At 69.8% G+C, this 23,082-nt stretch carries 24 protein-coding genes and 1 tRNA gene; 4 read left to right on the top strand and 21 right to left on the bottom strand.

Annotation, left to right across the window (positions count from 1 at the left end; all coding sequences use genetic code 11):
* Window positions 1–3: 3 nt before the first annotated feature.
* The 8 genes from ACO0LU_RS04775 to ACO0LU_RS04740 form a co-directional block, all read right to left on the bottom strand.
* Window positions 4–1,026: an asparaginase gene (locus ACO0LU_RS04775; RefSeq protein ID WP_424790285.1), complete on the bottom strand. Its 1,023-nt coding sequence runs from the start codon at window positions 1,024–1,026 to the stop codon at window positions 4–6.
* Entirely contained in the window at window positions 1,023–1,352 is a 330-nt protein-coding gene (locus ACO0LU_RS04770) for a DUF2516 family protein (RefSeq protein ID WP_424790284.1), read from the bottom strand. Before ACO0LU_RS04770 ends, ACO0LU_RS04775 begins: the two co-directional genes overlap by 4 nt.
* A 70-nt stretch (window positions 1,353–1,422) precedes the next feature.
* Window positions 1,423–1,848: a type II toxin-antitoxin system VapC family toxin gene (locus tag ACO0LU_RS04765; protein ID WP_424790283.1), complete on the bottom strand. Its 426-nt coding sequence runs from the start codon at window positions 1,846–1,848 to the stop codon at window positions 1,423–1,425.
* Entirely contained in the window at window positions 1,845–2,099 is a 255-nt protein-coding gene (locus ACO0LU_RS04760) for a type II toxin-antitoxin system Phd/YefM family antitoxin (protein WP_424790282.1), read from the bottom strand. The genes ACO0LU_RS04765 and ACO0LU_RS04760 overlap by 4 nt, the downstream gene beginning before the upstream one ends.
* Before the next feature lie 57 nt (window positions 2,100–2,156).
* Entirely contained in the window at window positions 2,157–3,269 is a 1,113-nt protein-coding gene (locus ACO0LU_RS04755) for an FUSC family protein (protein WP_424790281.1), read from the bottom strand.
* A gap of 74 nt (window positions 3,270–3,343) precedes the next feature.
* On the bottom strand, window positions 3,344–4,444 hold the full coding sequence (locus ACO0LU_RS04750) for a YgfZ/GcvT domain-containing protein (RefSeq protein WP_424790280.1): 1,101 nt from the start codon (window positions 4,442–4,444) through the stop codon (window positions 3,344–3,346).
* A gap of 11 nt (window positions 4,445–4,455) precedes the next feature.
* Window positions 4,456–5,043 (bottom strand): FABP family protein, encoded by a 588-nt coding sequence (locus ACO0LU_RS04745; protein WP_424790279.1) that lies wholly within the window; start codon window positions 5,041–5,043, stop codon window positions 4,456–4,458.
* 21 nt (window positions 5,044–5,064) lie between these two features.
* Complete coding sequence (locus ACO0LU_RS04740; RefSeq protein ID WP_424790278.1) at window positions 5,065–5,796, bottom strand: hypothetical protein; 732 nt, start codon at window positions 5,794–5,796, stop codon at window positions 5,065–5,067.
* Window positions 5,797–6,163: 367 nt separating this feature from the next.
* On the opposite strand from ACO0LU_RS04740, the gene ACO0LU_RS04735 reads away from it, so the two are divergent.
* Window positions 6,164–6,799 (top strand): DUF47 domain-containing protein, encoded by a 636-nt coding sequence (locus ACO0LU_RS04735; RefSeq protein WP_424790277.1) that lies wholly within the window; start codon window positions 6,164–6,166, stop codon window positions 6,797–6,799.
* Window positions 6,799–7,233: a septum formation family protein gene (locus ACO0LU_RS04730; RefSeq protein ID WP_424790276.1), complete on the top strand. Its 435-nt coding sequence runs from the start codon at window positions 6,799–6,801 to the stop codon at window positions 7,231–7,233. The genes ACO0LU_RS04735 and ACO0LU_RS04730 overlap by 1 nt, the downstream gene beginning before the upstream one ends.
* Before the next feature lie 44 nt (window positions 7,234–7,277).
* On the opposite strand, the gene pstB is transcribed toward ACO0LU_RS04730, so the two are convergent.
* From pstB to ACO0LU_RS04690, 8 genes are all read right to left on the bottom strand, one after another.
* The gene (pstB, locus tag ACO0LU_RS04725) at window positions 7,278–8,057 is read right to left on the bottom strand and encodes a phosphate ABC transporter ATP-binding protein PstB (RefSeq protein WP_424790275.1); all 780 of its coding nucleotides are present in this window, start codon (window positions 8,055–8,057) and stop codon (window positions 7,278–7,280) included.
* A 50-nt stretch (window positions 8,058–8,107) separates the two neighbouring features.
* Window positions 8,108–9,160, bottom strand: coding sequence for a phosphate ABC transporter permease PstA (gene pstA, locus ACO0LU_RS04720; protein ID WP_424790274.1), 1,053 nt, complete (start codon window positions 9,158–9,160; stop codon window positions 8,108–8,110).
* A 2-nt stretch (window positions 9,161–9,162) separates the two neighbouring features.
* Complete coding sequence (pstC, locus tag ACO0LU_RS04715) at window positions 9,163–10,152, bottom strand: phosphate ABC transporter permease subunit PstC (protein ID WP_424790273.1); 990 nt, start codon at window positions 10,150–10,152, stop codon at window positions 9,163–9,165.
* Between the two features lie 102 nt (window positions 10,153–10,254).
* Window positions 10,255–11,376, bottom strand: coding sequence for a phosphate ABC transporter substrate-binding protein PstS (pstS, locus tag ACO0LU_RS04710; protein ID WP_424790272.1), 1,122 nt, complete (start codon window positions 11,374–11,376; stop codon window positions 10,255–10,257).
* 206 nt (window positions 11,377–11,582) lie between these two features.
* Entirely contained in the window at window positions 11,583–12,560 is a 978-nt protein-coding gene (locus ACO0LU_RS04705; protein ID WP_424790271.1) for an NUDIX hydrolase, read from the bottom strand.
* Between the two features lie 4 nt (window positions 12,561–12,564).
* The gene (locus ACO0LU_RS04700; RefSeq protein WP_424790270.1) at window positions 12,565–14,811 is read right to left on the bottom strand and encodes an RNA degradosome polyphosphate kinase; all 2,247 of its coding nucleotides are present in this window, start codon (window positions 14,809–14,811) and stop codon (window positions 12,565–12,567) included.
* A complete protein-coding gene (gene mshD, locus ACO0LU_RS04695; RefSeq protein ID WP_424790269.1) occupies window positions 14,808–15,755 on the bottom strand; it encodes a mycothiol synthase in 948 nt (315 codons plus the stop codon). The genes ACO0LU_RS04700 and mshD overlap by 4 nt, the downstream gene beginning before the upstream one ends.
* 8 nt (window positions 15,756–15,763) lie before the next feature.
* Complete coding sequence (locus tag ACO0LU_RS04690) at window positions 15,764–16,396, bottom strand: hypothetical protein (protein WP_424790268.1); 633 nt, start codon at window positions 16,394–16,396, stop codon at window positions 15,764–15,766.
* A gap of 146 nt (window positions 16,397–16,542) precedes the next feature.
* Between ACO0LU_RS04690 and ACO0LU_RS04685 the strand changes: the two genes are divergently transcribed.
* Both ACO0LU_RS04685 and ACO0LU_RS04680 read left to right on the top strand, forming a co-directional pair.
* A complete protein-coding gene (locus ACO0LU_RS04685; RefSeq protein ID WP_424790267.1) occupies window positions 16,543–17,376 on the top strand; it encodes a transglutaminase-like domain-containing protein in 834 nt (277 codons plus the stop codon).
* 148 nt (window positions 17,377–17,524) lie between these two features.
* Window positions 17,525–17,597 (top strand) — tRNA-Lys (locus tag ACO0LU_RS04680).
* Window positions 17,598–17,741: 144 nt separating this feature from the next.
* Here ACO0LU_RS04680 and ACO0LU_RS04675 read toward each other — a convergent pair.
* From ACO0LU_RS04675 to ACO0LU_RS04655, 5 genes are all read right to left on the bottom strand, one after another.
* A complete protein-coding gene (locus tag ACO0LU_RS04675) occupies window positions 17,742–18,635 on the bottom strand; it encodes an ABC transporter permease (RefSeq protein ID WP_424790266.1) in 894 nt (297 codons plus the stop codon).
* A 4-nt stretch (window positions 18,636–18,639) separates the two neighbouring features.
* Window positions 18,640–19,653 carry an ABC transporter ATP-binding protein gene (locus ACO0LU_RS04670; protein WP_424790265.1) on the bottom strand — a complete coding sequence of 338 codons (1,014 nt, stop codon included), beginning with the start codon at window positions 19,651–19,653 and terminating at the stop codon, window positions 18,640–18,642.
* Complete coding sequence (locus ACO0LU_RS04665) at window positions 19,650–20,843, bottom strand: LolA family protein (protein ID WP_424790264.1); 1,194 nt, start codon at window positions 20,841–20,843, stop codon at window positions 19,650–19,652. Before ACO0LU_RS04665 ends, ACO0LU_RS04670 begins: the two co-directional genes overlap by 4 nt.
* A 123-nt stretch (window positions 20,844–20,966) precedes the next feature.
* A complete protein-coding gene (locus ACO0LU_RS04660; protein WP_424790263.1) occupies window positions 20,967–21,584 on the bottom strand; it encodes an FMN reductase in 618 nt (205 codons plus the stop codon).
* Between the two features lie 18 nt (window positions 21,585–21,602).
* Window positions 21,603–22,802, bottom strand: a complete 1,200-nt coding sequence (locus tag ACO0LU_RS04655) for an LLM class flavin-dependent oxidoreductase (protein WP_424790262.1) — start codon at window positions 22,800–22,802, stop codon at window positions 21,603–21,605.
* Window positions 22,803–23,082 lie beyond the last annotated feature (280 nt).

Genomic DNA, 23,082 nt, shown 5'->3' with positions numbered 1-23,082 from the left:
CGCTCAGTTCCCCCCGCCGGTGGACCCGAAGGCGGGGACCACCTGCCCCACCGGCCGGCCGTGGCCCAGCACCGCCACCTGCGCCCAGCTCCACCCCTCGGCGGGCGTTTGCTCGCCCAGAACACCCAGCGCCGCCGCGAGCACCGCAGGGCGGGGCCGGGAGCCGCCGTCGGCGATCTTGAAGGCCAGGGCGCGCCCATCGGGCAGGGCGGCGGCGTAGACACCCTCGGCGCCGTCCTTGGCGATCAGACCGGGCACCTGCCGCATCGCCTCGGTGACGTCCCGGCCCTGTCCCCCGACCAGATGCGGGTGTGCCCGCATGGCGGCGGCGACACGACCCTCCGGTGACTCCGGTGGCGCGGTGGCCAGGGTCGCGAAGGCCCGGGCGAGCCCCTCGGTGGTGGTCGAGGGCAATGGCGCTCCGCACCCGTCGACGGCCAGGTGGCCCACCTCGACGCCGGTCAGTTCGGCGATCGTGGCCACGACCGCCTGCTGTAGCGGGTGCGCCGGGTCGAGGTAGGTGTCGGTGGGCCAGCCGTTGTGCACGCAGGTCGCCAGCATCACCGCGTGCTTGCCCGAGCAGTTCTGGGTGAGCGAGGATGGCTCATGGCCCGCCTCGCGCCAGGCGCGCGCCGCCTGGGCCGACAACGGCGGATCCGGGGTGTTGCCCAGATCGGCCTCGCTCAACCCGGCGCCGGCCAGGATCGCTCGGACCACCTCCAGGTGTGCCGCCTCCCCGCTGTGGGAGGCGCATGCCAGGGCGATCTGTTCCGGTTCCAGCACCACCCCGGTACGCAGCGCCACGAGCGCCTGCACCGGCTTCACCGACGAGCGCGGGAACATGGTCTGCGCCGGCGCGCCCACGCTCAGGCCGGTGCTGCCGTCGGCGTGCAGGGTGCTCAGATGGCCGGTGTGCACCGATTCGGTGAGGTCGCCGCGCACCACCCAGGCCAGGGGCGCGCCCGGGTTGATCGGGTGCGGCACGGACGGGGCGGGAACGACGGTGTGGGGCTGACCCGGATTCACCAAGGCGATCCTCCACCGCCACGGTTGTCCCGGTAGTGACGAACCGCCGGGCGCACATCGGCCAGATAGATCCCGGCCGGCACCGCCGCCAGTACCAGGAAGATGATCAGGCCCGAACGGCCCAGTGGCGGCGGGATGCCGAGGAAGGCCAACAGCAGGGCGAGGGCCAGGATGCCGGCCCAGAAGCCTTTGGTGCGCTTCTCCGCGTAGCTGAATGCCTCCCCGGGGCGTCGCAGCGCATCGAACAGCGCGAGTGCGCACATGCCCACCACCACCAGGGACAGCGCGAGGAACAGATAGTTCTGAATGGTGCCGACGACGATCACCCCATGACTCTAGTTCAGCCCACGCGATCAGCCCACGCGCAGGCGGAGCCGGGCCCACCTCCGTCGAGGATTACGGTTGCGGGAGCACGCGCAGGCCCAAGGCGGTGGCCACGCCCGCGAGGCGGGCGTCGGTGAGGGCCACGATCGGGTTGGCCGGGGCGAGCAACTCCACCGAGGCCATCTGAATTCCGTCCCCGGCACGAAGCCCGTGCTCCTCGGCCAGGTCCGCCGCCCGTTCGGCGATCGCCGCGGTGACCTCGATCTTGCGCAGCGCGGGCCACATCCGGTGCCAGCGCTCCAGCGCCTGCCCCGCTACTTCCTTGCTCACCCTGCCACTGCGCTCCCCGGCGCGCAGCACCGCACGCACCTCGGCGTCGGCCAGCCGGGAGGCGAAGACCGCGTCGGCCCGGTCCCACAGAGCGCGCACCAGGACCGAGGTGGTCTCGTGGTGCACCAGCGCCAGCAGCGCACTGGAGTCGAAGTAGACCAGGCTCATCGTCGCAACCGGCGAACCAACTCCGAGACGGAGGAGTGCTTGCCCTCCACCGCGGGTGCGCTGGGCCGGTCCGTCTCAGGGGCGGACAACAGGCCATCGCGTTCCAGGGAGGCGATCAGGTCCGCTCCATCGACGCCGGTGAGCCGGGCCACCGGCACCCCTCGTTCGGTGATGATGAGTTCTTCGCCCGCCCCCACGCGCTCGATCCAGTGCTTGAGTTGGGACCGGAATGTACTGACGGGGACGTCCATGCTGTACACCCTAGCCGCGGCGTACCGGCCGCGGTACCGATATCCGGGCAGGTGGCCTCACTCCCCGAGTGAACCGGGCTCGGCCAGTGCCGCCCGCGACTCCTCCCCGGTCCAGCCGGTGATCCCCAGCAGATCCACCAGCAGGGAGCGCAGCAGCGCCACCTCGGTCTGGGCCCGCCAGCCGGAGAAGGCCTGCGGGTCCAACTGTCCGGCGATCCGCACCAGTTGCGGGCGCACCTTCGCGGGGTCGTCGTTATTGCCCAGTTCGGTGCCCAACGCCTCGGCGGCGGCGGAGGTCTGTTCCAGCAGATCGGCGAGCAGCGCACCGTCGTCGGGATCCATCGCGACCGCGCTGGCCCGCCTGGTCAGCACCCGGGTGTTGCGCATCGCCCGGTCACACAGCATCGCGGCCCGGTCCAGCCGCGTCATCTCGTCATCGTGCCGCAGCCACGGCGGGGTGAACCGGGTAGCGGCCAAGGAGCCGCGTACCACCTCATGCCACTCATCCAGCACCGCCTGGGAACCCCTGGCCTGCACGAGGGCATCACCCACCGCGGTGGGATCCTGGGCGGCCAGGCCCCGCGCCACCCCGCCCAGTGTCCGGGAAACCTCCAGCAGCGCCGCCCTGGCCAGCGAGCGCACCTGCTTGCGCACATCGATCGGCAGCAGCGCCGCCACCGCCAGGGCCACCGCGCCACCGACCACCGCGTCCAACCACCGGTCCATGGCCCCGGTGACCCCGAACAGGTAGCCCGGAAGGGCCACCACCACCACCGACTGCACCCCGGCCTGGATCGCCAGCATCTGCCCGGCATCGATCAGCCGCGCCACGAGCACGGCCAGTACCAGCACCACACCGATCTGGATCGGCCCGGACCCGAACAGGGCGGAGAAGGCCTCCCCGAAGAACACCCCGATCGCCACGCCGAAGGCGAGTTCAGCGACCTTGCGGGGGCGGCGGTCGTGGCTGAACCCCAGGCTGATCCACGCCGCGATGGCGGCGAAGAGCGGGTAGCGGTGCCCGAGCCCGTACAACGCGATGGCGTAGGCGACACCCGCGGCTGCCGCTGCGGTCAGGATCGGCCACAAGTCGCTACGGGTGCGCCGCAGCCCGCGACGGGCCCGGGCCAGTGCCGAGACCCGGACCTGGCGCAGTGTGGGGCGTTCCACCGAGGGCACCGGGGGTGTCCCCCCGGGGTCCGGTTCGGACCGGCCCCACGCCCGTCGCTTCACGGCCCACTCGATCAGGGACGACGACGCAGCGCCGGGTTCGGTCGCGGCCTGTCCTGGGGAGGTGGTCGCCCGGTGCCGAAACCTTCCGGGGTCACAATCGTCTCCTGCCCGGCGGCGAGACCCTCCACGCTCAGCGTGGCCTCCGGATCCACCGACCGCTTCAGCACCGCCAGGGCCACCGGACCCAGTTCGTGGTGGCGGACCACGCTTGTGACCCTGCCGACCTCGCGCTCACCGTGCATGATCGTGGCACCCGGGTCGGGGGTGATGTGCTCGGAGCCATCCAGGTGCAGCATCGTCAGCCGGCGCGGGGGCCGGCCCATGGTGAACACCCGGGCGATCGTCTCTTGGCCCCGGTAACACCCCTTCTCCAGGTGCACGGCGGTGCGGAGCCAGTCCAACTCGTGCGGGATCGTGCGCTCATCGCACTCCCGGGCGTGCCGTGGCCGCCAGGTGGCCACCCGCAATGCCTCCCAGGCCCACACTCCGGCCAGGCGCGCACCTGCCCCCTCGGCCGCGCTCGCCGCGGCCGGCAGATCCTCGCGCTGCACCAGCCACAACGTCCCCTGCCACTGGGCGCCGGGGTGCTCGTGATCGTCCGGCCCGTAGCGCGTCGATCCCGGGGCGGTCACCGGCCACGGGTCGCGCCACTGGATCAGCGCACCGTCGATGGTGGGCCCGTGCGCGCTGGTGCCGAGCACGGCCAGGTCGGTGCGAGTTCCGACCTCCACCCGCATCGCGAACTTCATCGACTCCAGGTACGCCACCAGTCCTGCTGCGGTGCCGGACTCGGTGATCAGCCACGTCGTGGCGCCGTCGTCGATGACGGCGGCGGCGTGCTCGACCCGGCCGTGGGGGTCCAGCACCAGCATCTCGGTGCTCACCCCCGGCTCCAGGGCGTTGAGGTGCTGGGAGGTGATCGAGTGCAGCCAGGTGAGCCGGTCGGCACCGGTCACGGTGACCACACCCCGGTGGGACAGGTCCACTACGGCCCGGCCCTGCTCGAGGGCGCGCTGTTCGTGCATGGGCTCGCCGTAGTGCGCGGCTACACCCTCATCCGGGTCCGCAGCGGCTACGGCGCCCTGCCTGCTCATCAACGCACTGGCACTCATCGCGCTCTCCTTCACTCGTGTCGTTGCAGCCGGCCCGAGGAGTAGGACTGCAACTCGTGGCCGAACGCGGCAAGGTCGGTCGCCCACATGAGTTCCCCCCGCACCAGGCCGTACATCCGGGCCGCGGCCGCGATGTCGGCGCCGGTCGAGGTGCGGGCGATCAGGTCGGTGCTCAATTCCACCCGGGGCCCCTGGACCTGGCCCAGGTAGACGTTCACGTGCCCGCTGGGTTCGGCCAGCAGCACCTCCAGCGCGTGCGCCGGGGCGCCGCCGTCGGGCGTTCCGTTCCCTCCGCCGGCGGTGCCTGCGTCGGTCGGAGCAACCCGCCAGTAGCCGGATTCGGCGCTCCAGACCTGCCCGGCCTGCAGCGCCGCGACGTCGATGTCCCCCTCCAGGGACTCCAGCGGGCTCTCCAGCAGGTGGGTGGTGGAGCGGTAGGTCAGGTACGGGCCGCCGTCGTGACCGAACTCCACGTCGACGAGAATCCCGCGCTGGGGGATGTCGGGGTAGGCCACGAAGCCGGGACCGCGCCAGCGGCCGATCAGCCAGGCGAGCGGGTACGCCTCCGGGGCCAGGTCGTCAGGAAGTTGGAATGCCACACCTGCGATGCTATCGCGCCCTCACAGCAGGAGCAGGATGCGTCCCAGCACGTACACCGGCGCACCGCAGACCAACACCGGGAGCACGGCCGCCGATAACGCCGGCCACGCCCGCACCGACGCGGGGAACTGACCCAGCAGGTGATGCACGGCCGCACTCAGAACGCCGGCCACGAGGCCGACCAGCACCCCGGTGACCGGGCCCACCGCGATGATCACGGTTCCCACCCCCAGGCCCACCCCTGCCGCGACCGCAGTGGTGACCAGCCACCCCCAGGTGGCCGGCAGCGGGATCGCGGTGACGATCGCCGCAGCCGCCAGGGTCACCGCCCCTACCAGCAGCAGCCCAACCGACGTCGGACCGGTGCCCACCGCCAGCCACCCCACGCCGGAGGTCAGCACGGCCGCACCCGTGACCGCCCCGGCGACGGACTCCACCAACCGGGGGCGGCCGTCGCGGCGCAGCAGTTGCAGGACGAAGGCGGCCACGACGACGATCCCGAACCCGAGGGCGGCATAGGCCAGGTCACCGGTGAGCCATTGCAGCGACACCCCTGCGGCCACCGTGGCCAGCAACAGCACCGAGGTGCCCTGACGGGCGGGCAGTCCGAGCAGTCCCGGCCAGCCGAGTGCGTAGATGGCGCCCATCCCGGCCACCGTGGTGATCAGCAGCGGCCGGTCCCCGAATGCCGTCAGCCCCACCCCGGCCGAAGCGGTGGCGGTGACCACGGCGCGGAAGGACTTGCTCAGCACGTGCGCTCACCCCCCTCTCTCCGGTGTGGCTGCTGCCGGGCAGGAGACCGCGGCTCCTGGGGCGAACGCTACCGGCATACCCCGGAGGGGGTGAACACGGGTGCCCGGCATGACCCGATGTCAGGTGCGGCGCACACCGGCTCGGATTCCGCCGTCGTGCGCACCCGGCAGGTGCCTTTACACTGGATGCGACGCCGGGTCGCGCTAGCCCCGGGCTCCAACATCAGCCGCTACGAGCGGCCTTCGCGCCGTCAGGCGCTGGGCGGCCCGGTGTCATCAACCTCACCTCCGGGTGCGACCCCTGCCTGGGATGTGCATCTCTGGCCTACGCTGCTGGGCGAAGACCTGTACAGATCGGAAAAGATGAGTGCGACTCACCCTGACCCCCCGCAGGGTCTACTTCGACCTGCTCACCGAGTTGGGCGACCACCTGGTCACCGGTGCGGACATCCTCGCCCAGTTGATCGGCTCCGAACCGGCTGAGCGTCCGGCACTGGCCAACCGGATGCGCGACGTGGAGCACCTGGCGGATGAGTCCACCCACGCCATCATCCGGCACCTGAACCGCTCCTCGGCCACCCCGTTCGACCGGGACGACCTGTATGACCTCACATCCTCGATGGACGACTGCATGGACTCCATGGAGGAGGCCACCGACGCAGTGGTGCTCTACCGCATCGGCGAACTGCCCGAGGCGGTGACCGATCAGGTCGCCACGCTGCAGCGGGCCGCGGAACTGACCGCTGCGGCGATGCCCCAGTTGCGGAAGATGAACGGGCTGGAGGCGTACTGGATCGAGGTGAACAGGCTGGAGAACCAAGCCGACCGGATCTACCGCGGGCTCACCGCGGACCTGTTCACCGACCCGCAGTACCTGGACAGCCCGGCCGGGGTGGTGCACCTGATCAAGATCCGTACGGTGGTCGACTCCCTGGAAGCCGCCGCCGACCACTTCGAGAAGGTGGCCAACATCGTGGAGTCGATCTACCTCAAGGAGTCCTGATGCGCGCCCGCCGCACGCCACTGGTGCCGGCCCTGGCGACGGTGGCCCTGCTGGCGGGAGCGCTGGCCGGATGCAGCACCGAATCGGTGCAGGTGGGCGCATGCGCCCAATGGGACCAGCTCCAGGAGGCCCCGCGTGCGGGCGTGGAGGTGGTGGACTGCGAGCAGGAGCACAGCGCCCAGTTCGTGGGTACCTTCGAGGTGGACTTCGAGACCTTCCCCGGCCAGGAGGCGATCGACGACGTCGCCGAACCCGGGTGTCTGGAGGCCTTCACCGAGTTCATCGGGATCGACTACGCCGACTCACAGTTGCGTCTGGACTGGTTCCGGCCGACGCAGGAGAGCTGGCAGAACACCGGCGGGCGGGACGTCTGGTGCGTGGCCTACCTCCCCGAGGGCACCACCACCGGCGGCTTCCAGGACAGCGGGCGGTAGGTTCCCCGGGCGAGGACCGACGGTGGGCGCAGGAGGCCTCGTGCTCAGCCGAACCGACCGGAGATGTAGTCCTCGGTGGCCTGGACCGAGGGGGCGGAGAACATCGTGGCGGTGTCATCCATCTCGATCAGCCGGCCCGGCTTGCCGGTTCCGGCGATGTTGAAGAAGCCGGTGCGGTCCGAGACCCGGGCGGCCTGCTGCATGTTGTGGGTCACGATCACGATCGTGTAGTCGTTCTTCAACTCGTGGATCAGGTCCTCGATGGCCAGGGTGGAGATCGGGTCCAGCGCCGAGCACGGCTCATCCATCAGGAGCACCTCCGGTTGGACGGCGATCGCCCGGGCGATGCACAGGCGCTGCTGCTGGCCACCGGACAGGGATGACCCGGGCCGGTCGAGACGGTCCTTGACCTCGTTCCACAGGTTCGCCCCGGTCAGCGCCGACTCGGCAAGGTCGTCGGCGTCGGACTTCTTCATCCGCCGGTTGTTCAGTTTCACCCCGGCCAGCACGTTGTCGTAGATGGACATCGTAGGGAAGGGGTTGGGCCGCTGGAACACCATGCCGACCTGGCGGCGTACCACCACCGGGTCCATCCCCGGTGCGTACAGGTCCTGGCCGTCCATGACGGCCCTCCCGGTGACGTAGGCCCCGGGAATCACCTCGTGCATCCGGTTCATGGTGCGGAGGAAGGTGGACTTGCCACAGCCGGAGGGCCCGATCAGTGCGGTCACCGATCGGGCCTCGATCGCCATCGTGACGTCCTCCACGGCCTTGAAGTCACCGTAGAAGACGTTCAGGTCAGTGACATCGATGCGCTTGGACACCGCTCATACCTCCTGCTGGAACATGCGTGCGCGAGTGGGAACGGGGCGGGTCATGAGATGCCCCTCGGGGAGAAGTAGCGGCTGACCAGCCTGGCGATCAGGTTCAGCAGCATCACGATGGCGATCAGCGTCAGCGCCGCGCCCCAGGCACGATCCACGCTGGCCCCGCCCTGGGCGTACTGGCGGTAGACATACACCGGGAGGGTGGCGATCCGTCCGTCGAACGCGTCGTAGTTGACGTTGTTGGCCAGCCCGACGGTGATCAGCAGCGGGGCAGTCTCCCCGGTGACCCGGGCGATCGCGATCATCACACCGGTCGTGATCCCGGCCACCGCGGTGCGCAACACGACCTTGACGATGGTGAGCCACTTCGGCACCCCGAGCGCGTAGGCAGCCTCGCGCAGTTCGTTGGGCACCAACCGCAGCATCTCCTCCACCGAACGCACCACCACCGGGGTCATCAGCACCGCAAGGGCGATCCCGCCGACCAGCGCCGAGCGGTAGGCGGGCCCGAGGATCAGCAGGAACAGGGAGTAGGCGAACAGCCCCGCCACGATCGAGGGGATTCCGGTCATGACGTCCACCAGCAAGGTGATGGCGCGCTTGATCCGCCCACCGCCGTACTCGACCAGGTAGATCGCGGTGAAGATTCCCAACGGGATCGAGATGGCCGCGGCGATGCCGGTGACGTACAGGGTGCCGATCATGGCGTGGTAGATGCCGCCGCCGCTGTCTTGACCGAAGACCCCGACCATGTCGGTGGTGAAGAACTCCGCCGACAGCGCGCCGATGCCGTTGGCCAGCACCGTCCACACCACCGAGACCAGCGGAACCAGCGCGAGCAGAAAGGCCACGGTCACCAACGTGGTGGCCAGGCGGTCCTTCGCGTACCGCTCACCTTCCACGATCAGGGACGTCGCGGTGAGGGCGACGACGAAGATCAAGGTCCCGACCAGCAGTACCCCGGCGACACTCGGGCCGGTCTCGCCGAGCATCCCCACACCGAGGGAGGCCACCAGGCTGGCCCCCAGCACGGCCCAGGGCGCCCATCCAGGGAGCCTGCGGGAGCCCACGGCGCCACTCGCCTGCGCAGTCGTGGTCATGATCAGTTCGCTCCGGAGAACTCGGCGCGGCGGGCGATCACGGCGCGGGCCGCCATGTTCACCCCGAAGGTGAGCACGAAGAGCATCAGACCGGACGCGATCAGCACGTCCACACCCAACCCGGAGGCCTCGGGGAATTGGCTGGCGATGTTCGCGGCGATCGACTGGTGCTGGCCCGGCTGCAGCAGATAGAAGTTGATCATGAACCCTGGTGAGATGACCATCAGGATGGCCATCGTCTCGCCCAAGGCCCGGCCCAGCCCGAGCATGGCGGCAGAGATAATGCCCGAGCGTCCGAACGGCAGCACCGCCTGACGGATCATTTCCCAACGCGTGGCACCCAGGGCGAGGGAGGCCTCCTCGTGCAACCGGGGTGTCTGCAGGAAGACCTCCCGGATGGTCGCGGTGATGATCGGCAGGATCATCACCGCCAGCACGATGCCGCCGGTCATGATGTTGCGCGCCGGTGCCTGATAGTCGGCGAACAGCGGGATCCAGCCCAGGTTGCTCGTGAGCCAGTCGAACAGTGGATGCAGCACCGGCTGCAGGAACTGGATACCCCAGAGCCCGAAGATGATCGACGGCACCGCGGCCAGCAGGTCCACCAGGTACCCCAGGCCCTGGGCGAGGCGGCGGGGGGCGTAGTGGGAGATGAACAGGGCGATGCCGATGCTCAGCGGCACCGCGATCAGCAGCGCGATCACCGATGACAGGACGGTGCCGAACAGCAACGGTGCGACATAGCCGGCGAGGCTGCGCCCGCGCATGATGTTGACGGTGTCGTAGTCCGCCTGGCTGGCGATCAGCGCCGGCCAGGACCGCCAGAGGAGGAACGCCGCGACGGCCGCGAGGATCACCAGGATCGCGACACCGGCGCCGGTGGAGATCCCGGCGAAGATCCGGTTGCCGAGCCGGCCCGGTGCCCTGCCCGGTCGTACCGCGAGCTCGCGGTCGTTGGCGCCCGTCCGTCGCGGCTTGGTGGGGGTGCTCACGAACGCTCCTTACGGCACACCGGGATGCCACTACGCGCAGGCAGGTTGGTGCCGCAGCAAACCTGCGGCACCAACCTGTGCGCTGTCAACCTGGGCAAATGATCAGGCTACCGAGATCTGGTCGAGGATTTCCTCGACCCGCTCACGCATCTCCGGAGAGATCGGAGCCGAGCCGGCCACGCCGGGATCCGAGGCCCGGTTCTGGCCGTCCTCGCTGGCGACATACCGGAAGAACTCGGCCACGTTCGCCGCGTCCTGCTCGCTGTCGTACACCGAGCACAGGCTGGAGTAGGCGATCTGGACGATCGGGTAGGAACCGGACTCATCGGTGTCGCGCGCCAGGTCCACGGTCAAGCGCCACTCGTTGGCGGTCTCGGCCGCCGGAGAGTTGGCGACCACCTGGGCAGCGGCCTCCGGGGAGAACGGCACGTACTCATCGCCCACACCCACGGCCACGGTGCCCAGGTCACCGGCACGCGAGGCGTCGGCGTAGCCGATCGCGCCCTCGGCTCCGCTGACCACGTCGATCACGCCCTGGGTCTGGGCACCGGACTGGGTGCCGTCGATGGGCCAGACGCCGTCCGGCTCGTGCTGCCAGACGTCCGGGGCAGCTTTGGACAGATAATCGGTGAAGTTGTCCGTGGTGCCGGAGTCGTCCGAACGGTTCACCGGGATGACGTCCAGGTCGGGCAGGTCCACATCGGGGTTGGCCTCAGCGATGGCCGCGTCGGACCAGTTGGTGATATCGCCGTTGAAGAGCCCGGCGATGGTGTCCGCGTCGAGGTTGAGGTGCTCGGCTTCCACGCCGGGCAGGTTATAGATGACCGCGATCGGGCTGATGTACAGCGGCAGTTCGATCACGTCACCACCGAAACAGCGTTCCGCACCGGCGTCGATCTCCTCCTGGGAGAACATCGCGTCGGAACCGGCGAACAGGGTGGCTCCGTTCAGGAACTGCTCCCGCCCCGTGCCCGACCCCACCGAGTCGTAGTTGACGTCCACTCCGGTGAGTTCGGTGAAACCGGCTTGCCAACCCACCATCGCGTTCTCCTGCGAGCTCGCGCCGGCGCCGGCAATACTGCCGGACAGTTCCATGTCGTTGCCGGCGCCGGTGTCGGTGCCGGTGTCGTCCGTGCCGTTGTCGCCCCCACAGGCGGCGAGTACCAGTGCCATCGCACCGATCGAGGCGATGCCCGCCACTCGGCGGCTCAGTCCAGCCTTCACGTTGGTCCCGTTCTGATCGAGGTCTCCGCACGGATCTCCGCGCGGCACAGACGTGACGCTAGGCAGCCCCGGTGACGGACCGGGGCCGCGGAGGTGAACGCAGGATGAACGTACCGTCGCAATGCGTGTGATGTCGACCACGTGGCCCCGGCCGTCGTAGTGCGGCCGCAAAGTCAGGCGCGGGAGCGGCCGGGCGCGGTGACCGGTCAGGCGTTGGCGCTGGCGGGGCGGTGCATTTCCATCGAGACCACCCGGACCTTGCGCTTGCCCGGCCTGGCCAGATGCAGCACCAGCACCTCCCCGGTGCGCAGGTAGGGATCGGCCTCGGGCAGCACCCGCAGCACCCGGTGCGGGCTCTTGCGTTCCACCGCGTCCAGGATCGCCGGCATCACCGGGCGGTGAGTGCAGATCAGCACCGGGGCATCCCTGCGGCCGAGCAACTCCGCCACCAGTTCACGGACGCTGCGTGGGTCCTCCTTCGCGGCGTGCTCGGTGATCTGCGGCGCCAGGAACAACTCGATGCCGGAGGCCTGCGAGTACGGCACCACGGTGTCGTGGCAGCGTGCCCACGGGCTGGTGATGATCTCCTCGGCACCGTAGGCGGCCAGCAACGGCACCAGTGCCCGCGCCTGGGCATGTCCGGGTTTGGTCAACGGCCTGGTGTCCTCACCCTTCTGCCAGGCCGAGCGCTTTTTGGCGCGCCCGTGCCGGGCGATCAGCACCGTCCAGGTGTCCAGGAAACCATCCTCATGCAGATCGATCAGGGCACCCAACGGCTCCCGGTCGGCCTTGCGGGTGAGCTTCTTCCAGGCCTTGGCGGCGTCCACCCAGCGGGCCTCGTCCACCTCACCCTCGGCGGGCTCGATCCGGCCGCGCGCCCGCACGGCCCCACGATTGCCGTCGATCACCCGGGCCGCCCAGTACACGCACACCTTGGTCTTGGTGGAGTTCAACGGGTACTGCACCACCGGCAGAGGCAACCCGAGTTCCACGTGGTACCCGGTCTCCTCCGCCACCTCCCGCGCCGCGCACGCGGGCAGGCACTCCCCCACGTCCACCTTGCCCTTGGGCCAGGACCAGTCGTCATACCGGGGCCGATGGATCAGCAGCACCTGCAGGCTGCGCTTCTTCACCCGCCACACCAGAGCGCCGCCGGCGTAGACGCGCTCGCGCTTCTTGCCCACCTGATCAGCGGTCCGAGCCGGTGCGACGGCGGATCGCCATGAGATGCTCCTGCAGGTCCAGCAACGGTTCGTCGTGCTCGTCCTGGTGGACCCGCCGCCAGTGCGGCTCGCCCTGCTCGCCGGTCTCCAGCCACCACGAGGCGGTGCCGTCGTCGACGGAGAGGTCCAGCAACGAGACCAGGTCGTTGACCTGACCGGGATCGACCACCCGGACCAACACCTCCACCCGTCGGTCCAGGTTGCGGTGCATCAGATCGGCACTGCCGATGTAGACCTCGGGGTCGCCGTCATTGGCGAAAGCATAGATGCGGGAGTGTTCCAGGAAGCGGCCCAGGATGGACCGGACCCGGATGTTCTCGCTCATCCCCGGCACCCCGGCCTTGAGCCCGCAGATGCCACGCACCACCAGGTCCACCGGCACCCCGGCCGCCGAGGCCCGGTAGAGCGCATCGATCGAGGCCTCATCCACGATGGAGTTCATCTTGAACCGGATCCAGGCCGGCTTGCCGGCCTTCTTGTTGGCGATCTCCCGTTCGATCCGCTCCAGCAGGCCGGCGCGGATGGAGCGGGGGGCCACCAGCAGCCGATGGAACTTGGACTTGGGTGCGTACCCGGACAGCTGGTTGAACAGCCGCGTCAGGTCCTGGCCCACGTCGCTGCTGCAGGTGAGCAACCCGTGGTCCTCATAGTGCCGGGCGGTCTTGGGGTTGTAGTTGCCGGTGCCCACGTGGCAGTACCGGCGCAGGCCGTCGGCCTCCTGGCGCACCACCAGGGAGAGTTTGCAGTGCGTCTTCAGGCCCACGATGCCGTACACCACGTGCACCCCGGCCTGCTCCAACTTCCGCGCCCAGGAGATGTTGGCCTGCTCATCGAACCGAGCCTTGATCTCCACGATCGCCAGCACCTGCTTGCCCGCCTCGGCGGCGTCGATGAGGGAGTCCACGATCGGGGAGTCCCCGGAGGTGCGGTACAAGGTCTGCTTGATGGCCAGGACGTTCGGGTCGGCGGCGGCCTGGGACAGGAATTGCTGCACGGAGGTGGAGAAGGAGTCGTAGGGGTGGTGCAGCAGGATGTCGCGGTTGCGGATCGCCTCGAAGAAGTCGGTCGGGTTGGCCGACTCCACCTCGGCCAGCCCACGGGCGGTGGTGGCCACATGCTTGGGGTAGCTCAGTTCGGGCCGGTCCAGGTCCGCCACCAGGTTCATCCCGGTCAGGTCCAGCGGGGCGGGAACGTCGTAGACGTCGGACTCCGAGACCGACAACTCCCGGATCAGCATCTCCCGCAGCCGCGGGGCGAACCCGGCGGCCAGTTCAAGCCGCACCGGCGGACCGAAGCGGCGGCGCAACAACTCCTTCTCCAGCGCCTTGAGCAGGTTCTCCGCGTCGTCCTCCTCCACCTCCAGGTCCTCGTTGCGGGTGACCCGGAAGGCGTGGTGCTCCATCACGTCCATCCCGGGGAAGAGGTAGTAGAGGAAGGAGGAGATCACCTCCTCGATCGGGACCAGCGAGGTCACGCCATGATCGTCCGGGGCATCCTGCACCCGGTGCGGGCGGCCCCGGTGGTCCACTGCGATGAAGCGGGGCAGCAAGGGTGGCACCTTGACGCGGGCGAAGTGTTCCTTGCCGGTGGCCGGGTTGCGCACGATCACGGCCAGGTTCAGCGACAGACCGGAGATGTAGGGGAAGGGATGGGCCGGGTCCACCGCCAGGGGGGTCAGCACCGGGAAGATGTTCTTGCGGAAGTACTTGTGCAGCCGCTCCTGCTCGGCCTCGTGCAGTTCCTCGAAACGCACCGAGGTGATGCCATGCTCATCCAGCGCCGGGCGCAGGACGTCGGCGAACAGGGCGGCATGGCGGGCGGTGAGTTCATGGGCCCTGGCCGAGATCATCTCCAGCACCTGCCTGGGCAGCAGACCGGAGGCGGCGGTGACGGCCATCCCGGTGGCCATCCGCCGTTTCAGTCCAGCCACCCGCACCATGAAGAACTCATCGAGGTTGGAGGCGAAGATCGCCAGGAACCGGACCCGCTCCAGCAGCGGAATATCTGGGTCCTCGGCCAGTTCCAGCACCCGCTCGTTGAACTGCAGCCAACTCAGTTCCCGGTCGGCGAACCGGTCCGGGGGCAGTTCGACTTCGGCCCCGCCGGCGTGCTCCGGGGCACCGTCGGTCGAGACCGGCACCTGCGGTGCCTCCGGTGCTTGTGCCAGGGTGGTGGTCACCGCACCCTCACGGCTGCCTACGGACTCGCTCATGGCCCTATCGTGGCAGGTCGCTCGCGGTCTGGGGAGGTCGTCGCGGTGTATTGCACGTGAAGGGCGTCCCGCTCGAACCCCACGCGCCGGTAGGTACTGATGGCGGCGGCATTGTCACCCTCGACGTACAACTCGAGTCGGTCCGGGCCCGTCCGGGCGAAGTGGTCCATCGCCACCGCGGTCAGCACGGTCCCCACCCCGCGGCCCTGCGCGGCCGGATCGACGCCGAGGGCGTAGATTTCCCCGGTGCGCGCACCGCCGTCGTCGGTGATCTTGACCCACATGCTGCCCAGCAGTTCCCCGCTGCCGGCGTCCTCGGCGAGCCAGAAGGTGGTCGGGTCGAACCAGTCCTGCTGCTGCCGGGCCCGCAGGTCGGCGTGGTCCAGGCGGCCCTGTTCGGGGTGGTCGGCGAACGCCCGGGCGTTCACGTGCAGCCAGGCGTCCTCATCGGCGCCGACCTCGAAGGTGCGGATCCGGAGGTCCTCAGGCACCACCACGGGCTCGATCTGCGCCGGCTGCGGCGACGAACGGCCCATCCGCCAGAGCTCGCGCACCACCACTAGCTCGTGCGCGGCCGCGGTCGCCCTGGCGCCCGGGAGGTTCCCGTGGGCCCAGAGACGCGCCATGGGGTGGTCGGCCAGGACCGTGCGCACCAGCGCACTCCCGTAGCCCCGACGGCGAAACTGCGGATGAACGGCGATCTCGGCCGAGTTCTGACTCACCTGGGCGAAGCCTGCCAGCACACCGTCCGCGTCGTCAGGCTCATCGTCGCGGTCCTGTGCGGCGCCGGCGCCGCCGGGAATCAGGTACCGGGTCCGGCCCGGGCGAGTCAGCGTGAGCAGGGTGTCCTCGTCGAAGGCGGCCACGCCGTCGTCGGTCTCGACGTCCCGGGCCAGGTTCCGCACCGCCTCCACCTGGGCAGGGCTCAACTCCTGCGTGCGCACCGGCTCCATCAGGTGAGCCGCCCGGCTCCGTGCAGCGACGCGGCCTCCTCCAGTTCCGCCGCCGTGTCCAGCAGCGACCCGGCGCGCCGGGTGAGGATCTGGGCGGTGTCGGCGTCGTGGGTCTCCACCCAGTCCGCATCCAGGGCCGAACCTGTGGCCAGCACCCGCAGGAAGGACCCGGCCCGCTCCAGTGCCACACCGAGGTCGCCGCGGTAGACCCCGGACAGCACGGCGTCGAGCATGCGCCGGATCTCCTCGGGTCCCACCGGATCGGCCACACCGGCGACCACGCCGGCCACCTCGGCGCGGTTGGCACCGAGCCGGAACCGCTCAGCGATCGTGTCCGGGTCCCGCCGGCCCCACTCCCGCAGCAGGTACAGCCGCCAGAGTGCCCCGGGCAGCGTGTCCGGGGGGCTCTGGGACCATATCTCGGCCACTGCCTCCAGGCCCTCGGTGTCGACCAGGGCGATCAGGCGCTCCACCAGTTCGGGGTCCTCGGCGCCCTCCCGTCCACCGGAGACCATCGCTTGGGCGGTGGTGTGGGCGATCTCGGAACGCGCGGCCGGATCCTCCTCCCCGACAATCGCCTCAGCCTGCTCGGGGGTGAGCATCGCCGGGCGGCGGAACCGATGCTGCTCCACGGGATCCTCCCAGGGTCACGGTGCGGTTGGTCTGGACGTCACGATACGCCGCAGCGTGATGAGGGCGCAGCCCGGCACCCTCCGGTGGCTTCCGGTGACGGCCCGGCCTACGCTGGCCGCGCCCCCTAACTCGAGAGGTACCTCGCGTGCACCGGACGATCCGCGCCGACATCGCCTTCACCATGTCCCCAGGTCACACCAGGGTGGCCTTCATGGTGGCCGTGGCCAAGGTGCCCGGGCTACAGGTCAGCGATGACTTCACGGTGAGCATGGACGGCAGCCCGGTCGAGGTGACCGAGGCCCCAGCCCCCCACCATGGACGCATCCACCTGCTCGACGTCGATGCCGGCGCGGACGCTCCGGGCAAGGTTCAGATGGCTTACCGCGCCGAGGTGACCGGGGATCCCCGGGCGGGTGCGGAGCAGGCAGAGGAGCCCTGCGCCACCGAGTTGCTCACCTACGTGCGCCCCAGCCGTTACGCCGAGTCCGACCGGCTGCTGCCCACCGCACGCCAGGAGTTCAACGGTCTGCAGGGTCCGGAGTTGCTGGAGGCGGTCGCCGCGTTCGTCCACGAGCGCCTCTCCTACGTGCGCGGATCCTCCCACTTCACCGACGGAGCCGTGGACACCCTGCTGGCCCGGCGCGGGGTGTGCCGGGACTATGCCCACCTGGTGGTGGCATTGCTGCGGGGCCTGGATGTGCCGGCCCGGTGCGCGGCCGTGTACGCCCCGGGGCTGTCCCCGATGGACTTCCACGCCGTGGCCGAGGCGTGGGTGCAGGGGCACTGGCACGTGGTCGATGCCACCCGGCTCGCCCCCCGGCAGTCGCTGGTGCGGATCGCCACCGGACGCGACGCGGCCGATACCGCGTTCATGTCCTCCTACGGCGCCGGGGTGCGGCTCGGCCCACAGTCGGTGATGGCCACCCTGGAGGGGGATCTGCCGATCGATGATCACGCCGCCGCGGTGCGGTTGCCCTGACGCGCAGTGGTATCGGGGGCGTCGCGGGCGCGGCGCCCACCTGTGCCGTCGCCGACGCCTCCGACGCCGCATCCGGCGGGCCGTGTTACGACCGGTGCACCGACGGCGATACCCTGGATCCCACGCACGGTGGGAGCATCGCCTGCGCGGGCCTCTAGCTCAATGGGTAGAGCAACGGACTTTTAATCCGTGGGTTCCGGGTTCGAGCCCCGGGGGGCCTACCCAACACCCCGCTGACCTGCATCAACGCCCAGCGCGCGGTGGCGCGAGCGCCACGTCCATGTGCCGCCGAGATCAGGACCATGTGAGCGGGCACGTTCCGGCGGGCCGGCTGGCCGACGGGCGAACGCATGCTGCGCGCTGGGTCAGGACAACACGTCCTTGGTAGCGAACCGTCCGTAGGCCAGGGCGCCGAACACCGCCATGTAACCCGCCTGCAGCAGTGCACTGTCGGCGAAGGAGCCCCAGGCGATCGGTTGGCGCAGGAGGTCGGCGAAGTCCATCCAGTAGTAGTTCAGCAGCCACGGGTGCAGCCATGCCAACTGGTCGAGCGCGCCGAGCACCTGCATCACGATCGCCACCACGACCGTGGCCGCCATCGCTCCCACTGGCACCACGGTCAGGGTGGAGATGAACAGTCCGACGGCCCCCAGCCCCAGCATCGACACACTCACGAATGCGCCGACGAGAAGTGCTCGCCCTAGCGCCTCCCAGGCGCCGATGGTGTCCCCGGACAGCAACGGCACCGGGCCGACCGGGAAGAGCAGTGCCCCGATCACCGACCCAGCCGCGACGATCACCGCCGTGGCGAGCACGCAGAACATCGCAATGCCCGCGAACTTGATCAGCAGCAGCCGGCCCCGCCGCACCGGCGCCACCAGCAGGTACCGCAAGGTGCCCAGCCCGGCTTCACCGGCGACCGCATCCCCGGCGACCACACCGACGGTCAGCGGCAGGAACAACGGGATCGTCACGACCAGCGCGGTGATCGAGACGAACAGCCCGTTCTGGGTGACCCGGTCCAGGAACGGCGGCCCCTGGCCGGGCTGCACCGGGTCGGCAGAGACCTTGACCACTACGGCGAGGAGCACCGGGATCGCGGCGAGCGCCACGAGCATCGCCCAGGTGCGGCGCCGCCGCAGCAGAAGCGTCAGTTCTGATGCCCACATCGACCGACCGCTCCCGCCCGCTCCGGCCGCGGGACCGGTAGGCCGGGCGTCCTCGGCCTTCGCGGTGATCGGCGCGCTCTGCCCGTCCATCGTCTCACCCGGCAACGTCGAACCCCTCCCCGGTCAGTGCGACGAACCGCTCCTCGAGCGTTTCGCGCACGACGCCGAAGCCCCGGAGCCGCACCCCGCCGGCCACGAGTTCGGCCGCGATGGTCTCCGGTAGGTAACGCTCCTCCGCCAGAACGGCGGTGACGACGGCGACGCGTTCCGGCGTCGAGGAGGCCGGGGGCGTCGCAAGGTCGGTCGCCGGGTCCGTGGCGTTTCCCGTTCCCGGTTGGTCGTCGTCGGAGGTGCGCAGCCCGATCCGGGCTAGCATCGCGCGTGCCCGCTGCGGGTCGGGTGTCACCACCCGTACCCGCGCCTGCCCCAGATCCTGCAATTCGGTCAGGCTGCCCTGGGCGACCAAACGGCCTCGGCTCATCACTCCGACATGGCTGCAGGTCTGCTCCACCTCGGCCAGCAGGTGGCTGGAGACCAGCACGGTCACCCCCTCCCCGGTGAGGGACCGCACCAGCGTGCGCACCTCCCGGGTGCCCTGCGGGTCCAGCCCGTTGGTCGGTTCATCGAGCACGAGCAGTTCCCGTGGCATCAGGAGGGCGCCTGCGATCCCGAGTCGCTGCTTCATGCCCAGGGAGTAGGCGCGCACCCGCTTGGTTCCGGCGTGACTCAGACCGACCTTCTCCAGTGCCGCCGCTACGCGGGTCTGCCGGGTGCGGGGCGGGGCGGCAGGGTTGGCCGCATCCAGGCGGCGCAGGTTCGCCGCACCGGAGAGGTAGGGATAGTGGGCGGGTCCTTCCACAAGGGCGCCGACTCGTGGCAGCACCTCACCCAGGTCCTGCGGCATGTGGTGCCCGAGCACGTGCGCGGTTCCGGCCGTCGCCGAGGCCAGACCGAGCAGCAGTCGGATCGTGGTGGTCTTGCCCGAGCCGTTGGGGCCGAGGAACCCGAACACACTGCCGCGCGGGACCACGAGGTCGAGGTCGTCGACGGCCGTGTGCGTACCGAACGTCTTGGTCAGGCCCTCGGTGCGGACGGCGAGTTCGGTCACGACCCGGCGAGGGACTGCAGGTACTCCGGGGTGACGGCACCGATCAGGGCCCGCCCGTCGTCGGTCACCAGCACGGACAGCAGGTTCGTGGACAGCAGACGCCCGGCGCCGGTGTCCTGGGTGAGTTCGCGCACGAGTGGATCATCCAGTGCGCCGGATTCGTCCACCGCCAGCACCAGGACCGCGTCCCAACCCTGCCCGATCACCTCGTGGCCGTCCGGCTTCTCGGGTGCACCGGTCCCGGCCCCCTCCGGGCACGGCGGGAGTTCCACCTCCTCCACGCTCGCCCCGGCGGGCGGGGTGAAGTCGAAGAGCGTGGCATCGGGGGTCTCGAACGTGATCTCGCTGTACTGGGCCTGAACCGCCGGTTCGTCCTGGCCGCGGGCGAGCACGGTGACGCCCAGCGCGAAGCCGGTCTCTGCGTCGACGGCCAGGACCACCTGCTCCACCAGGGAGTGTTCGCTGCCGGGCGCCAGCACCAGGGTGTAGGCAGAACGCCCGGCCACGCGTTCGTCCGCACCGACGGTAACGTCGGTATCGGTCTCCAGGGCCTGCAGGACGTCGGCGGCGACCTCATCCGGTGTGGGGACCGGCCCGGGGCCAGACGGCTGGCCGCCGTGGTCGAACCAGGAACCGTGTGGCCCCGGGCCGGGGCGGCACACCTCGTCGCCGGGTGCCGGCAATGCCAGGTGGGTGGCGGCATTCTCACGGGAGTCGTAGAACCACACCTCCTCCTCGGTGCGGATCACGTTCCGTTCGGCCAGATCGTCCAGCACCTGGATGCGCGCCTGCTGCCCGTCGGTATAGACCCGTGCGGTGTGCTCGCCGGTCAGCAGCTCCAGGGCCTCGCCCACTCCGGAGCCGCCGCGCCGCCCGGCGTTCTCATCACCGGCGTCCTGGGTCTGCTCCGGAGCGGCATCCTCAGCGAGATCCGGCGCCGGCATGCCACCGCGGTGCCCGTGGCCGAAGGCTCCATCCAGGCCGGACAGATCGGGCAGTCCGAGTTCGGTGCTCGTCTGGAACTCCCCGGAGAATGCCTCCACCGAGTGCTCGGCCATCATGGCCAGGACGTCCTCGGGTGACTTCTCGGGCAGATCGGCCGAGCCGGCCTGCGCCGTGAGCCCGACCCCGCCCGCGATCACGACGCCGACCACTGCGGCCGGTAGCCAGCGGTGCCATCTGCGGGTCATCGTGACCTCCTTGCGTGCTGGTTCGACCATACGCCTCACCACGGCCGTCGACCAGTACTCACCATTCCCGGTGCGATGAGGCGCCCTCGGCGGGTACGGCCCTCGGCTGAGCGCCGGCGGTGCTCAGAGTTTGGAGAACATCGCCTCGAAGGAGGGGACGTCGTCGTACAGGTCGGCCGGGCGGGCCTCGTCCCGGGCCGCCACGAGTTCGGCGAATTCGCGACCCGCCCGGCGGATCCGGGCCGGGAGCGGATTGACGTCGTCGGCCCGACCGGACCAGTCGTCGGTGGCGGCGAATACCGCGGTGGTGACCACATCGGTCCGCAGGTAGGTGAACATCGGCCGGATCGCGTACTCCAGCGCCAGGGAGTGTCGCGCCGTACCACCGGTGGCTCCCAGCAGTACCGGCATCCCGGTCAGGGCGTCCTTCTCGATGATGTCCACGAAGGACTTGAACAACCCGGACGCTCCGGTGGTGTAGATCGGGCTGACGGCGATGACGCCGTCGGCGCCGGCTAGGCGCTCCAGCACTCCCTTGAGGTCACCGGAGGGGAACCCGGACAGCATCGCGTTGACGGTGTCGTGGGCGTGGTCGCGCAGTTCCACGACCTCCACCTGCGCCTGGACGCCGCGGGCCTTGAGTTCACTCACGGCGGCCTCGACCAGCCGGTCCGTGAGCAGCCGGGTCGAGGAGGGCTTGTTCAGGCCACCGGAGACGGCAACGATTGTGCGGGCAGTCATCAGAGATGAGTCCTTTCTTCAGAGTCCGAATGCGGCACCACGCTGGGCGGCGCCGGCGGCGGCAGTAGCGACGTCGTCCTCGGCTCGGCGGCCGGTCCAGTGGTCCTGCCCGGCCACGTGCTGGCCCTGGGACTTGCCGGCCTCGGCGACCTGGGCCACCCGGTCGGCGTGGCTGGGCGGGTTCGAGGGGACATGCGCGGGACGGGCTGCCTCGTTGATCTCGCGCAGCGCCGGCACGATCTCCTCGGCCAGGATGTCGATCTGCTCCAGCACCGTCTTCACCGGCAACCCGGCGTGATCGATGAGGAACAACTGCCGCTGGTAGTCGCCCACGTGCTCGCGCATCGTGGCGTAGCGGTCGATGATCTGCTGCGGTGAACCCACGGTCAGGGGGGTCTCGCGGGTGAAGTCCTCCATCGAGGGTCCGTGACCGTAGACCGGGGCGTTGTCGAAGTAGGGCCGGAACTCGTTCCACGCGTCCTGGGAATTCTTCCGGGCGAAGAACTGTCCGCCCAGGCCAACGATCGCCTGGTCGGCCTTGCCGTGGCCGTAGTGCTCGAAGCGCTTCCGGTAGAAACTGACCATCTTCTTGGTGTGGTCGATCGGCCAGAAGATGTTGTTGTGCAGAAACCCGTCGCCGTAGAAGGCGGCCTGCTCGGCGATCTCGGGGGTACGGATGGAGCCGTGCCACACGAACGGGGGCACCCCGTCCAGCGGGCGGGGTGTGGCGGTGAAGCCCTGCAGCGGAGTGCGGAACTTCCCGTCCCAGTCCACCACGTCCTCGGTCCACAGTCGGCGCAGCAGCGCGTAGTTCTCGATCGCGAGGTTCACGCCCTGGCGGATGTCCTGGCCGAACCAGGGGTAGACCGGGCCGGTGTTACCGCGGCCCATCATCAGGTCCATCCGGCCGTCTGCGAGCACCTGCAGCATGGCGTAGTCCTCGGCGATCTTCACCGGGTCGTTGGTGGTGATCAGGGTGGTCGCGGTGGACAGCGTGATGTTCTTGGTGGTCCCGGCCAGGTAGCCCAGCATCGTGGTCGGCGAGGAGGCCACGAACGGGGGGTTGTGGTGCTCACCGGTGGCGAAGACTTCCAGCCCGGCCTGGTCGGCGTGCTGGGCGATGGTCATCATCGCCCGTACCCGCTCGGTGTCATTCGGCGTGTGACCGGTGGTGGGGTCAGTGGTGACGTCACTGACGCTGAAGATTCCGAACTGCATGGTGCAGGCCCCTCAAGAAACTCGATGCATTTGCATATACACCCTGGCAAACATCACCGCCACCCGTTCTATTCCACCCACCGCCCTTCCCGCACCCCACCCCCTTCCCGCACCCCACCCCCTTTCCCGCACCCCACCCCCGCTTTCCACACACCACCGCCGAGAACGAGGGTTGTGGTCGACGGCGACGTTCCTGCCACTCGTCCTCGACCACCAGGGTCGCTCTCGGCGGGTGTGGGGGGTGGGGGCGGTGGGGGGTGTGGGGGGTGTGGGGGGTGTG

It is taken from the genome of Pseudactinotalea sp. Z1748, assembly GCF_049725185.1.
In the GTDB taxonomy this organism is placed as follows: Bacteria; Actinomycetota; Actinomycetes; order Actinomycetales; family Beutenbergiaceae; genus CALKWS01.
This window is presented reverse-complemented; position numbering and strand designations above follow the sequence as displayed.